General features: G+C 71.5%; 11 protein-coding genes. 3 read left to right on the top strand and 8 right to left on the bottom strand.

Translation table 11 applies throughout. The annotated features are described in order from the left end of the window. Nucleotides 1-9: 9 nt before the first annotated feature. The 4 genes from ABZ027_RS36330 to ABZ027_RS36315 form a co-directional block, all read right to left on the bottom strand. Nucleotides 10-1,029 (bottom strand): LacI family DNA-binding transcriptional regulator, encoded by a 1,020-nt coding sequence (locus ABZ027_RS36330; protein WP_356776056.1) that lies wholly within the window; start codon nucleotides 1,027-1,029, stop codon nucleotides 10-12. Nucleotides 1,030-1,150: 121 nt separating this feature from the next. Beyond that, a complete protein-coding gene (locus ABZ027_RS36325; RefSeq protein ID WP_356776034.1) occupies nucleotides 1,151-2,647 on the bottom strand; it encodes a tripartite tricarboxylate transporter permease in 1,497 nt (498 codons plus the stop codon). A 1-nt stretch (nucleotide 2,648) separates the two neighbouring features. Continuing rightward, nucleotides 2,649-3,185: a tripartite tricarboxylate transporter TctB family protein gene (locus ABZ027_RS36320; protein WP_356776032.1), complete on the bottom strand. Its 537-nt coding sequence runs from the start codon at nucleotides 3,183-3,185 to the stop codon at nucleotides 2,649-2,651. Further along, complete coding sequence (locus tag ABZ027_RS36315; RefSeq protein ID WP_356776054.1) at nucleotides 3,182-4,168, bottom strand: tripartite tricarboxylate transporter substrate binding protein; 987 nt, start codon at nucleotides 4,166-4,168, stop codon at nucleotides 3,182-3,184. Before ABZ027_RS36315 ends, ABZ027_RS36320 begins: the two co-directional genes overlap by 4 nt. 292 nt (nucleotides 4,169-4,460) lie before the next feature. Between ABZ027_RS36315 and ABZ027_RS36310 the strand changes: the two genes are divergently transcribed. The 3 genes from ABZ027_RS36310 (at nucleotide 4,461) to ABZ027_RS36300 (ending at nucleotide 9,235) form a co-directional block, all read left to right on the top strand. Then, entirely contained in the window at nucleotides 4,461-6,119 is a 1,659-nt protein-coding gene (locus ABZ027_RS36310) for an ATP-binding protein (RefSeq protein ID WP_356776030.1), read from the top strand. Beyond that, nucleotides 6,116-6,913: a response regulator gene (locus ABZ027_RS36305; RefSeq protein ID WP_356776028.1), complete on the top strand. Its 798-nt coding sequence runs from the start codon at nucleotides 6,116-6,118 to the stop codon at nucleotides 6,911-6,913. Before ABZ027_RS36310 ends, ABZ027_RS36305 begins: the two co-directional genes overlap by 4 nt. A 204-nt stretch (nucleotides 6,914-7,117) precedes the next feature. Continuing rightward, nucleotides 7,118-9,235, top strand: coding sequence for a SpoIIE family protein phosphatase (locus tag ABZ027_RS36300; RefSeq protein WP_356776026.1), 2,118 nt, complete (start codon nucleotides 7,118-7,120; stop codon nucleotides 9,233-9,235). A 91-nt stretch (nucleotides 9,236-9,326) separates the two neighbouring features. Here ABZ027_RS36300 and ABZ027_RS36295 read toward each other — a convergent pair whose 3' ends face one another. The 4 genes from ABZ027_RS36295 to ABZ027_RS36280 form a co-directional block, all read right to left on the bottom strand. Continuing rightward, nucleotides 9,327-9,905: a hypothetical protein gene (locus ABZ027_RS36295; RefSeq protein ID WP_356776024.1), complete on the bottom strand. Its 579-nt coding sequence runs from the start codon at nucleotides 9,903-9,905 to the stop codon at nucleotides 9,327-9,329. Nucleotides 9,906-10,062: 157 nt separating this feature from the next. Next, entirely contained in the window at nucleotides 10,063-10,638 is a 576-nt protein-coding gene (locus tag ABZ027_RS36290) for a hypothetical protein (protein ID WP_356776022.1), read from the bottom strand. A 174-nt stretch (nucleotides 10,639-10,812) separates the two neighbouring features. Continuing rightward, nucleotides 10,813-11,943, bottom strand: coding sequence for an acyltransferase family protein (locus ABZ027_RS36285; protein WP_356776020.1), 1,131 nt, complete (start codon nucleotides 11,941-11,943; stop codon nucleotides 10,813-10,815). Nucleotides 11,944-12,019: 76 nt separating this feature from the next. Continuing rightward, a complete protein-coding gene (locus ABZ027_RS36280) occupies nucleotides 12,020-13,159 on the bottom strand; it encodes a GNAT family N-acetyltransferase (protein ID WP_356776018.1) in 1,140 nt (379 codons plus the stop codon). Nucleotides 13,160-13,399: the final 240 nt, after the last annotated feature.

Here is a 13,399-nt window from a genome sequence, read left to right as displayed (position 1 = left end):
GAGGCGGGATCAGGTGCCGGAAGGCGGCCGGGTCGAGTCCCGGACGACCAGGTCGGGCGCGAACACCCGTGTCCCGTGGGCGTGTTCCGCGCGCGCCTCGACCTCGTCGAGCAGCATCTCGACGGCCGCCCTGCCGAGTTCCTCCACCGGCTGCCGCACCGTCGTCAGGGTCGTCCCCACGAAGCTCGCGATGTCCAGGTCGCCGTAGCCGACCACCTGCACCTCTTCCGGAATCCGAACGCCCCGCTCGCCCAGGCCGCGGCACAGCCCCGCGGCGAGGAAGTCGTTGGTGCAGAAGACCCCGTCGGGCAGCTCGTCGAGGCGGTGCGCGATCTCCCTGCCGTACGCCACCGTCATCTCCTCGGCGACGACCTGGCCCAGCCTCGCCGTACGCCGGCTGCGTACGGCCTGCCGGGCACCCTGGTAGCGGTCGGCGCACTGCCGGATCCCGCGCTCCCCGTTCACCACGAGGATGTCGCGCGCACCGCGCTGAAGGAGATGCGCCACGGCGATACGGCCTCCGGCGATGTCGTCGACGCAGACGGAGCAGCCGTCCTGGGCCGGCAGCGCACGGTCCGCCAGCACCAGCGGGATCCCGCGCTCGCGCAGCCGCGTCAGCCGGGTGGGATCGGCGCTGAGCGGAACCACCACGGCCCCGACGGCCCGCTGCTCGATCAGCATGGTGAAGTAGCCCTGCTCCCGCTCGGGCGCGTCCCCGCTGTCGCAGAGCACGAGGCTGTAGCCGTGCTCGTACGCCGCGTCCGCGGCACCGCGTGCGATGCGGGAGTAGAACGAGTTGGCCACGTCGGGCAGCACCAGCCCGATCGAGGAGGAGTGCCCGGTCCGCAGTCCGGCGGCTCCCGGGTGGGGGACGTAGTCGAGCGCGGCGACCACGTCCCGGACCCGTTCGGCGGTGCGGGCGTTGACACGCTCGGGCCGGTTGAGGACGTTCGACACCGTGGACACCGAGACCCCCGCGGCGGCGGCGACGTCCTGGATACGGGCGGGGCGAAGCGGAACGGCGTCCACCCCCCTTGCTGCGGCAGCCGTGCGACCAGGCACGACGCGGTCCTCAATGGGCGCCGTCAGTCTACCCCGACCATCAGTAAATCGTTTTTCGGGAGGTGGTGGTCGCCGCGGGGTGAAGGGATCACGCCTTCGCTCGGCCCCCTGGCATGAGCCGCTTGAGGAGAGGCCAGACCAGCAGCAACACGATCACCGCGTACACGGTCACCGCGAAGGGCGTGTCCACCAGCCCCGACACGCTGCCGTCGCTGATCTGCAGGGCCCGCCGCAGCTGTTGTTCGGCGTTCGGGCCGAGGATGACGCCGATGACGGCGGGCAGGATCGGCAGGCCGTAGCGCCGCATCCCGAAGCCGATCAGGCCGATGACCAGAAGGATCACCAGGTCGACGACCTCACCACCGACCGCGTACGCGCCGACCGCCGCGAAGAACATGATCCCGGCGTAGAGGTACGGTCGCGGGATCCGCAGCAGCTTGGCCCACACCGGAGCCAGCGGCAGGTTGAGCGCGAGCAGCAGCACCATGCCGACGAAGAGCGACGCGATCAGACCCCACACCAGGTCCGGTTCGCGTTCGAACAGGAGCGGGCCCGGCTGGATGCCGTACTGCTGGAAGGCTGCCAGCATGACCGCCGCGACCGCCGTGGTGGGCAGCCCGAGAGTCAGCATCGACACCAGCGTGCCCGCGGCCGAGGCCGACGCGGCCGACTCCGGCCCGGCCACGCCCTCGATCGCGCCCTTGCGGCCCCAGTCGTCCGGGTGCTTCGACAGACGTTTCTCCGTGACGTACGACAGGAAGGTGGGGATCTCGGCGCCGCCCGCCGGGATCGCGCCGAACGGGAAACCGATGAACGGGCCCCGCAGCCACGACTTCCAGGTCCGCCGCACATCGTCCCGGCCGAGCCACGGGCGGCCCACCGGGATCGGCTCGGCGGGCAGACGCCGCAGATGGGCGGCGACCCACAGGGCCTCACCGATCGCGAAGAGGCCGACCGCGACGATCACCACGTCGATGCCGTCGGCGAGTTGCAGGGAACCGAAGGTCAGACGCTGCTGGCCGGTCATCTGGTCCAAACCCACCAGACCCAGCGTGAGACCGATGAGCAGGGACGCGAGACCGCGGATGCGGGACGAACCCAGCACGGACGTCACCGCGATGAACGCCAGCACCATGATGGCGAAGTAGTCCGGCGCGCCGATGTCCACCGCCAGGTCGGCGACCGTCGGGGCGAGCGCGACCAGCAGGAGGGTGCCGATCAGACCGCCCGCGAAGTGGCCGACGGCGGCCGCCGCGAGCGCCTGCGCGCCACGCCCCGACTTGGCCATCGGGTTGCCCTCCATGGCCGCGACCACGGCGGCGCTCTCACCGGGGGTGTTGAGCAGGATCGAGGTGGTCGAGCCACCGAACATCGCCCCGTAGTAGATGCCCGCGAACATGATGAACGCACCGGTCGGGTCGAGTCCGTAGGTCACCGGCAGCAGGAGCGCGACCGCCATCGCGGGCCCGATGCCCGGCAGCACGCCGATGGCGGTGCCCAGCAGCACACCGACGGCGGCCCACAGCAGGTTGATCGGGGTCAGGGCCGTACCGAAGCCGTCCATCAGGGAGTTGAGGGTGTTCATCTCACAGCACTCCCATCAGCGGGCCGCCGGGCAGCGGCACTCCCAGCAGGTTGTTGAAGACGGCGTAGGTGACGAGGGAGAGGACGGCCGCGATGAGCGGGTCCCGGTCGAGGCGGCGGCTGCCGAGCGCGAAGGCCGCTCCCCAGAAGAGCAGCGCGCCCGCGATGGGAAAGCCGACGGGTTCGATGAGGACGGCCGCGCCGAGGAACACCCCGGTGAGCAGCAGCACCGTGCGCCAGTCGGCGGGTTCGGACAGGTCGATGTCCTCGCCGGTCTCGGCCTGGCCGCGGCCCCCGCGCAGCACGTCGACGGCGAGCAGGGCGGCGATGACGAGCAGCCCGCCGCCGACGACGACCGGTACCGTCTTCGGCCCGACGGGCCCGCGCTGGGTGATGTCGACGTCCATGGTGAGCGCGTCGGTCAGGACCAGGACGCCGAGCGCCAACAGCAGTACACAGACACCGAGTTCGGAGTGCTCACCCAGCCAGGACCGGCGTTGCGCCGACTCGGCCTCGGGGATGTCGGTCCGCGTCGTCACAGGCCCAGCTCCTTCAGCACCGAAACCACGCGCTTGTCCTGGGCGTCCAGGAAGTCGCCGAACTTCTCGCCGGTCAGGAAGGCGTCGTCCCAGCCGTTCTGCTGAAGGGACTTCCGCCACTCGGGGGAGTCGTGCAACTTCTCCACCAGGCGTACGAGTTTGTCGCGCTCGGCGCCGGACAGGCCGGGCGGAGCCACGATGCCGCGCCAGTTGGTGAAGTCGACGTCGTAGCCGGACTCCTTGAGGGTGGGCGCCGTGTCGAGCTCGTCGACCCTTTCGGGGCCGGTGACCGCGAGCACCCGCAGCTCGCCCGCCTTGATCTGGTCGAGGTACTCGCCGACGCCGGACACCCCGAAGGCGACCTTGTCGCCGAGGATCGAGGCGAGCAGCTCACCACCGCCGTCGAAGGGGATGTAGTTGACGTCCTTCGGCGCGATGTCGGCGGCCTTCGCCATCAGCATCGGCGCGAGATGGTCCGGCCCGCCGGGCGAGGAACCGCCGCCCACCGGGAGTTTGCCGGGTTTCGCCCGCCACCCGTCGATCAGCTCGTCGATGGTCCGGTACGGGGAGTCCTTCGCGACCACGACGACGTCCTGCTCCTCGGTGAGCCGGGCGATCGGGGTGGTGTCGTCGAGCGTCCTGGGGGCGTGGTTGGAGCGGGCCGCGCCCACCACGCCGAGACCCATCGACATGGCGAGCTTGCCGTTGCCGTGCTCGCTCACCAGGCGGCTGAGCCCCACGGTGCCGCCGGCGCCGGGCAGGTTGAACACCTCGATGTTGTGCGTGAGCCCGGCGTCCTCGGCGTTCTTCGCGGCCGTGCGGGCCGTGATGTCGTAGCCGCCGCCGGGCGTGTTGGGGACCATGAGGCGCAGGCCCGGGATCTGGGTGCCCGTCGTGGAGTCGCTGCCGCTGGTGAGCAGCGGAGGCCCGACGAGCACGAGCACGGCGGCTCCGAGCAGTGCGAGGGGGGTGCGCGAGCGCACGAGTGCCACCACCTGTCGGTACGTCGGTGAGGAACGGGGGAGCCCTGTGGGGAGGGTGACGTGGGCCACATGGTGCCCGTACGTCGAGGGGCCTGTCTGCGTTCCGGAACCAACGGAGCTTGTGGTCTTTTCGGTCACGACGTCGGATCGGTGGGTACCGCTCTGTTCCCTTGATCCTTCGCCGGTCTCTTTCGCTGGCCGCAGGTGAGCGCCATGATGGGTGGCCGGTCACCCTCGCGCCCCGGCCCAAGAGCGGCCGACCGTCGTACCGGCACGAGAGATTGAGTCCGTCGTGGTCGCCTCCTTCCGTCGCCAGACCCTCGCGGGGGAGATGCTGGTCCTCCAGCTCGCCATCGTCGTGGTGGTGCTGCTGGCGGTCGCCGCCGTCTCGCTGGCCCAGTCGGAGGCGACGTTCAACCGTGTCGAGGGCCGCCGGGTGGGCGCGCTGGCCGAGCAACTCGCCGCCACGCCTCTCGTCCGCAGCCAGCTGGTGGGGCCCGCCCCGCAGGAGGCCCTGGCTCCGCTGGTGAACTCCACGCAGACACAGTCCCAGGTCACCTCGGTGACGGTGGCGGACGCGGACGGCCGGATCGTCAGCTCCACGAACCCCACGGCGATCGGCGACCGGCTGCCGCTGGGCGAGGGCGCCGCCGAGGGCCGGGGCTGGTCCGGCCCGCTGACCCTGGATGACAGCCGTGAACTCGTCGCGCAGGTGCCGGTGCTCGGCGCGACCAGGGAGAACCTCGGGCGGCACCTGGGCACCGTGATGATCGGCGAAGCCGACCCGACGGTGTGGCAGCGACTCAGCGGAGCGTCCTCGTACCTGCTCGCCTATCTCGGCATCGCCAGCGGCCTCGGCCTGGCCGGCTCATGGCTGCTGGCCCGGCGCGTCAAACGGCAGACCCTCGGCCTGGAGCCGCGCGAGATCGCCGGCCTCGCCGAGCACCGTGAGGCGATGCTGTACGGGCTCGCCGAGGGAGTGATCGCCCTGGACCCGCAGCACCGGCTCACCCTCGTCAACGACATGGGCCGGCGGCTGCTCGACCTGCCCGACGACTGCGAGGGCCACAGCCTGGCCGAACTCGGCGTCGAGGGAAGGCTGCGGGACGTCCTGGTGGGTGACCGGGAGGGCGCGGGTGGCCGCCGTGACGAGGTCGTGGTCCGTCACGGCAGGGTGCTGGTGATGAACCGGATGACGGTCACCAAGGACGGCCGCCCGCTCGGCTCGGTCACCACGCTGCGGGACCGTACCGAACTCGCCCGGCTGGAGCGGGAGATCGGTTCCTTCCGCAGCTCCTCCGAACTGCTGCGCGCCCAGGCCCACGAGTTCGCCAACCAGCTGCACACCATCTCGGGGCTGATCCAGATCGGCGAACAGGACGAAGTCGTGCGCTACATCCGCGCGTTGAACCAGCGACGGCAGTCCCTGGACGTCACCCTCAGCCGCCGGGTCCGGGACACCGCGGTCGCCGCCCTCCTCATGGCGAAGTCGTCGCTGGCCGCCGAACGGAAGGTCAGCCTGCGGATCTCGGACAGCACCGCCCTCGACCGGCTTGCCCCGAAGGACGCCGCCGACGTGGCGACCGTGGTGGGAAACCTCGTCGACAACGCGGTGGACGCCGCGTCCGCCGCCGCCGTGCGTGAACCCGACGACCGCGAGGCCTGGGTCGAGGTGGAACTGCGGCAGGACGCCTCCAGTGTGGAGATCGTGGTCCGTGACTCCGGGCCGGGCGTCGCACCGCAACTCGCCCGGGAGGTGTTCTCGCACGGCTTCACCACCAAGGCCGCCCAGGAGGGCGAGCGTGGCATCGGTCTGGCGCTCACCCGTCTGGTCTGCGAGCGTCACGGGGGTGAGATCTCGGTGACCAACACCCCGGACGGGGCCATGTTCACCGCACGCATGACCGTCGACCACCTCACCGACGCGGTGACGGAAGGAGCGAGGGGATGAACGGGGCGCCCGGCGGGCCCGACACGACGGCCACGACTGCCACCTCCGACGCGGTGACCAGGTCCGACCCGTCAGCCACGTCCGACACGATCGACGTGCTCGTGGTCGACGACGACTTCATGGTGGCCAGGGTCCACCGCACCTTCGTGGAACGCGTCGCACCGTTCCGCGTCGTGGGTGTCGCCCACACCGGGGAACAGGCCGCCCGGGCCGTCGACGAACTGCGCCCCGACCTCGTCCTGCTCGACCTGTACCTGCCGGACATCTCCGGCCTGGACCTCATTCCCCGGCTGCGCGCCGCCGGGCACGACTGCGACGTCATGGTCATCAGCGCCGCAAGGGAAGCCGACTCGGTCCGCGGTGCCGTTCGCAACGGCGTCGTCGACTACCTCCTCAAGCCGTTCGAGTTCGAGGAACTGCGTGCCCGGCTGGAGCGCTACGCCCACCAGCGCGGCCGTCTGCTCGCCGCCGTCGTGCGCGGCCAGGCCGACGTGGACCGGGTGCTGGCCGGCGCGAGCGGGCCGGCGTCCACGGCCGGCACGCTGCCCAAGGGCATGAGCGTGGAGACCGCCGAGCTGGTCGAACGCGCGCTGCGCGGCACCGAGGGCACCCTGTCCGCCGCCGAGTGCGCGACCTCGGTCGGTGTCTCCCGGGTCAGTGCCCGCCGCTACCTGGAGTACTTCCACACCATCGGCAGCGCCGAGGTGTCCCTGCGCTACGGGGTCACCGGGCGACCGGAACGCCGCTACCGGTTCCGCGGACAGCCGACGCGTCTGCGCCCGGCCCAGCCGTGACCTGCGGCCGCCGGGGTCCGCTGATCACCAGGGGGTGTCCGCGCGGTCCCGCCCGCCCCGCGACGCCCGGCACGCCGAGAGCACGCACCGGACGCCGCGACTCTTCGGACGCGCCCTGGCGGCACGGGAGGGTGTGCCGACCGCACCCCGGGGGCGTAGCGTCCTCGTAGGGGCGAATCGTCCCGGTGACGCTGGAGGTGCCTCGTGACGAGCGAGGATGGTCCGGCCACCGGCAGCGGTGAGCTGGATGCCGAGTTCGCGGAGACCGTGCGACGGACCGGTGCGTCCGTCGGCGCGCTCTACCTGCTCGCCCCGGACCAGCAGTCGTTGTCCTTGGACCTGCTGTACGGGGCGCCCGCCGAGTTCGCGACACCGTGGACGACCGTACCGATCGCCGCTCCGGCCCCGGTGGCGGTCGCGGCCCGGGAGGACCGCCTGGTGTGGGTGGGCAGTCAGGAGGAGATGAGCCGCTCCTACCCGCGCACCGCCATGGTGCTGCCCTACCCGTTGGCGTTGGTCGCCGCGCCGGTCACCGGCGCCCGGCGATGGGGTGCGCTGCTGCTGATGTGGCCGGCCGCCAGACCGCCGTACATGACCGGACGGGAGCGGGGACACATCGCGTCCAGCTGCCGGCGCCTGGCCCGGCTGCTGGAGGAAGCCGTCGAGCACGGCAGGCCACCGGTCGGCGACGACGGGCCCCGCGTGGTCACCGGAGCAGGCCGCCGCTCCGCGAATCCCACCACGGCCGTCGTCGACTTCGTGGAGCGCCTGCCCGGCGGAAGCTGCGCCGTGGACCTGGAGGGGCGCTTCACCTACCTCAGCTCCGGTGCCTGTGACCTCCTGGGCAGCGAACCCGACCGGCTGCTGGGGACCCTGCCGTGGCAGTCGCTGCGCTGGCTCGACGAACCCACCTACGAGGACCGCTACCGTGCCGCGGTGATCACCCGTGAGCCCGTTTCGTTCACGGCGTGCCGGCCGCCGGACCGCTGGCTGGAGTTCCACCTCTACCCGGACGCCAGCGGCATCAGCGTCCGTATCGTGCCCAGCGGTGCGCAGACCCCGCCCGTGCCGGCGGCCCGCCTCTCCGCCCGCACCGCGGCCCCGGCCCGCGCGGGACAGCTCTACCAGCTCACCCACCTGGCCGCCGCGCTGACCGAGGTCGTCGGCGTCCAGGACGTCATCGCTTTGGTCGCCGAGCAGATCATGCCCGCCTTCGGCGCCCAGGGCCTGGTGATGTCCACCGCGGACGCCGGCCGGCTGCGGATCACCGGCTACCGCGGCTACACCCCGGACACCATCGAGCGTCTCGACAACCTCTCCCTCGACACCGACTTCACACCCGCCGGTCGCGCCCTGGACACCGGCGCGCCCGCGTTCTTCCCCGACCCGGAGGAGATGCGCCGCGTCTATCCCGAGGCGGCACAGACCAGCGGCAAGCAGGCCTGGGCCTTCCTGCCGCTGATCATCTCCGGCCGGCCGGTGGGCTGCTGCGTCCTGTCCTACGACGCCCCCCACCCGTTCCCGGCCGAGGAACGCGCCGTCCTGACATCGCTCGCCGGGCTCATCGCGCAGGCCCTCGACCGCGCCCGCCTGTACGACACCAAACACGAGCTCGCGCACGGCCTCCAGCAGGCACTGCTTCCGCGGAACCTTCCCCAGGTCACCGGCTGGCGAGTCGCCGCCCGCTACCTGCCCGCCACCCGCGGCATGGACATCGGCGGGGACTTCTACGACCTGATCGGGCTCGGCGACACCGCGGCGGCGGCCGTCATCGGCGACGTGCAGGGCCACAACGCGGCCGCCGCCGCGCTGATGGGCCAGGTCCGCACCGGTGTCCACGCCCACGCGACCCTCGGCACGGCTCCCGACCAGGTCCTCTGCGGAACCAACCGGCTCCTGACCGATCTCGGCCACGACCTGTTCACCAGCTGCCTCTACGCCCACCTCGACTTCACCCGCGGGCGCGTGACCCTGGCCAGCGCCGGCCATCCGCCGCCGCTCCTGCGCCTGCCCGACGGCGACACCCGGCCGGTCGACGTCCCGCCCGGCCCGCTCCTGGGAATCGACCCCGACGCTGTTTTCCCCCTGACCGAGATCCCCCTCACCCCGGGGCTGATGCTCGCCCTCTACACCGACGGACTCGTCGAGACACCGGACGTCGACCTCGACGACGCCATCGCCGACCTCGCACACCGGCTCGCCCGCGCCGACGACCGGGACCTGGACCTGCTCGTGGACGGGCTACTGGAAGAGGCCCGTGCGACCGGACAGCGCAGGGACGACATCGCGCTCCTCCTGCTGCACCACGAGCCGGGCCCCTGAGAGCGACGGTGAGGCGTCCGGTGACACACGGACCGGGACCGTGCGCGAGCGCCGGTTCCGGTACGCGGTGGTCCAGCGGATCGCTGGTGGGTCAGGTGGACGTCGGGGCACCGCCATCGTCGGCCGTGTCCCCGGTGTCGGTGTCCCCGGTTTCGGGGTGCTGGAAGGTCTGCGTGATCTGCCGCAGACGCAGCCGCTCCAGGGTGTCCCGCTGGCGTTGGGCCCGTTCGAGCAGGTTGTCGAGCCGACCGCGGTCGAGCCGGTGGTCGGTGTCGGCCAGGCGGCGCAGGGTGCGCCAGCCGGCGGCCTTCCCTTCCACGCCCAGACGGAGCAGCTCCAGCTCCACCATGGGGGCGAGCGGCGAGCGGCGGACGATCCGGCCGTTGGCCTTGAGCCGGCCCGCCCGCTCGGCCAGATGACCGGCGGCGATCTTGTGGCGGCGTACGGGGACGTCGAGTCCGCGCATGATCTCCAACAGGCCGGCCCGGTCCTCGGCGATCTCGTCGACGATCGGTCGCAGGGCGTCCGCGAGCTCCGGGTCCCGTTCGGACTCGGCCTTGGTCAGCATCCGTGCCCGGTCCACGCCGAGCACGGCTCCGGCGAGGTGATCATTGAGGTAGACACCGAGCAGATCGGTGTCGGTCTGGTTCGTGATGTCGCTGTCGTCCATCGTGCCTCTCCCTTCGCGATCGGCGGCGCGGCGGTGACGCCCCGCGGGCCGCCGAGTACCCGAGACGCGGTGCCGAGTACCCCGAAAGGCCTGGTCACACTCCATGGGAGGGTGGTCTGCGCCGGTTCACGCGAACCCGCGTCGGCGGGGGACGACGTCAGTGATTCGGCAGCCAGGCGCTGAGGGCGTCGATGAGGCGATCGAGGGCGGGCTGGGAGGTGGACCGGTCGGTGATGACCGTGCGGCCGTTGAACTGCAGGGCGTACTGGAACTTGTCGGCGGCCCCCCTGTCGATCGTGAACGCGGGGATCTCGGCGAGCGCCGGATCGCCGAGCAGCGTGCGGAGCTTCGCGAACTGGGCTGCGCTGGTGCGGTGCACCGCCGGCTTACCCTTGTCGTCGGCGGTGACGGTGCCGTCGCCGCGGAGGATCACTTCCTGACGGACACCGGCGAAGCCGCCGCTGACCGTCAGCGTCACCAGCTTCTGCTCCGGCCCGGTGACGGGCGACGGGCGGCTCCCCGAGGTGGAAGCGGAAGCCGAGGCCGCGGCTGAGGGTGACGCCGGCTCGGAGGCCGAGGGCGAGTCGGCCGACGGCGAGGCGGAAGCCGTCGACCTGCCGTCCGCCGTGCCCGTCGGCCCCGCCGCACGCCCGTCGCCTCCTGAGGAGCAGCCGACCAGCCCCAGCAGACACACCGCGAACATCACGGCCGCCGCCTCACCGGTCGTCCTCATGCCTCTACCGCGACCAGATCCGCTGCCGCCACCCCTGCGCACGCCCCTGCCGAGCACCCCACCGCCCCCGCCCGTAGATCGCCTCCACTGGACTGTCTGTACCACGAAAGCGCCCTTTCAGTCCCCTGGGCGTCCAGCTCCCGACGACGTCAGTCGGCGCGGGTGCCGGCAACGTCACCGCCCCGACCCCGTACCCGCGGTCCGCCGGAACGCCCACTCGGTCCCCGGCTCCACCACGAACCGGAAGACCCACCGGACGGGCGGAGTGCACAGCACGGTCACCACGGTGGCGGCCACCGCGGTGACCAGGATCTCGCCGAGCGGCCGGTGGACCCAGGCGGGCTCGTACCAGCCCCAGAACTTCGCGCCCTGGGCGACGAAGCCGTGCAGCAGATAGCCGTAGAGGGTGCCCGCGCCCAAGGCGGTGAACCAGGTGCGCCGACCCGGTACCAAGGAGAGGAAACACCCGACCAGGAGCAGGGAGCATCCGAAGAGCGCCAGGGTCATCACCGGCCCGTACCAGGCGGGCGCGCCCAGTTCGACGGCGCTGTCGTCGTGGAAGAACCAGCCGGCGGTCATCCGCGGCGCCGCCCAGTAGGCCATGGCGAGCCCGCCCGCGAACACCGCAACCGCCAGCAGACGCACTCCTCGACGGCGCACCATCCGGAAGTGCTCCGGCTTCAGGCACAGGCCCAGCACGAAGTACGGCAGGAACTGCAGGATGCGCTGAAGGGCGAGGTCGTCGCCGATGGGCGACAGGGTGGCCAGCGCGGCCACGGCGAGCGCGAGGGGGAGCGGCCACCGCACCGTCCGCCACAGGGGAGTGGTCAGACGCCAGATGAACAGCGCGGCCAGGAACCAGGTCAGATACAGCGGATCGAGCAGGCTGATCGCCCGGTCGGGCGACTGGTCGGTCCACCGGGTGTACAGGGTGTAGGCCGTCTCGAAGACGACGTAGGGCACGACCAGTTGTGTCACCAGCCGCTTGATCCGTTCCGGAGTGGCGTCGAAACTCCGGGAGAAGTAGCCGGAGATGACGATGAACGCCGGCATGTGGAAGGTGTACACCAGCATGTAGAGCGCGGACGCGGCTCTGCTGCCGTCTCGCAGTGGCTCCCACGCGTGCCCGGCCGCGACCAGCACGATGGTCAGGTACTTGGCGTTGTCGAAGAACGCGTCGCGCTGCTTGGCCTTCTCAGGCGCGGCCGGGGCCGAAGCCGTCGCTCCGGGCTGCGGCGGCGGGCTCTGCGAAGGTGCGGTGCCGGTGCCGACCGGAGTGACGGTCGTGGTGTCACGGTGAGACATCCCGAGCGCTTGACCGACTCGGGATGTCTCAAACCTCTCCGGATGAAGGCATGGCACATGTCACAGTCGGTCGGCGTCAACGCTCACCGGTCGGGGATTGGGTCCGCGCGGAGCCGGGCCCGCTCGACGAACGCAAGGTGCCGACCGTCCGCAGCAGCCGGTCGGCCGGGTCGCGCAGCGCGGGATGGGCCAGCACCGTGTTCCGCAGGCCCCGCACCGGCCTGCGCCACAGCCGGTGCGCCGCCGCCACCGGATGGCGGCGGCTCGCGAACCCCTCACCCACCCGCAGGTCGCGGGTCTTGAGCCACTCCTTGTACTCCTTCTCGCCGCGCCCCATGTCCATCAGCCGCACACCGTGCCGGGCCGCCGCCTCGGCCAGCCGCAGGTGCATGATCAATCCGGGTGAGTAGTACCGCAGTTCGGGGTCGTACGCGGTGAACCAGGCCGCGAACACCGTGCTCGACGTCGGGCCGAAGTGGGCGGCCACCGGCCGGTCACCGGCGTACAGCACGGACAGCACACCGGTGAAGTGCTCCTCGCGGACATGGAACAGATGGTTCGTCAGATCGACGATCCACGGCCGGGCGAAGCGGTCCATCCGTCCCGTCCTGCGGTACTGGGCGGACTTCCATCGCATCAGCGTCCGCAGTGCCGCCGGGTCGCGTTCGTCGTAGACGAACCGCACCTCGCCCACGTCACGGCCCAGTCGGCGCTCCTTCTTCAACGTGGTCTTGGCCAGTCCGGGGTAGGTGCCCCGCAGCCACGCCGGGTAGTCGCCGTCACCCGGCTTCAGGTCGATCACCGGCGACGCGAACGTCCCCGTGACATGTCGGCCGAACGGTTTCTGCTCCTCGACGAGATGGTCGAACTCGAAGATGGACAGCCCGCAGGCGCGCAGCAGGTCGTCGGAGTCCCAGGTGACCCCTGGACGGTGCACCAGGGCCTGGCAGTCGGAGAGCCCCAGTGCGATGGCCCGGCCCACCCCCAGGGCACCCCGCTCGAACGGCAGGAAGCCCACCGCCTCGCCGCCCTCACGCAGGACCGCCACCCGGGCCCCGCCCCGATGTCTGCCGACCCCGATCGCGAACTCCGGCGCGAGGAACGGGTTCGCGTACTCCGGAGACTCGTCCATGGCCCGGTGCCAGGCCCCGCGCAGCGAGGCGTCGAGTTCACCGGTTCTGTGGACGGTGATGTCCAGTCTGCTCATGGTCCGCATGCGCGACCGCTCCCCCCGGAAAGGCCGAACTGTTCGGCGAGATCAAACGTCGCGAAACAGTACGCACGCTGTCAAGGTGTCTGCCGCAACGGGTGATCCGGGTCTGCTGTGAGCCTCGCCGATCACGCCACACGCGGACAGTGCCGTGGCTACACTCGCGCCCCATGCGCAACAACAGCCCGCTCAGGCAGTGCAAGTGGAAGACCACCTCCCCCCTCCTCCCGTGTTCGGGCGCTCCAG

The organism is Streptomyces sp. NPDC006332, assembly GCF_040612855.1.
Lineage (GTDB): Bacteria > Actinomycetota > Actinomycetes > Streptomycetales > Streptomycetaceae > Streptomyces.
This window is presented reverse-complemented; position numbering and strand designations above follow the sequence as displayed.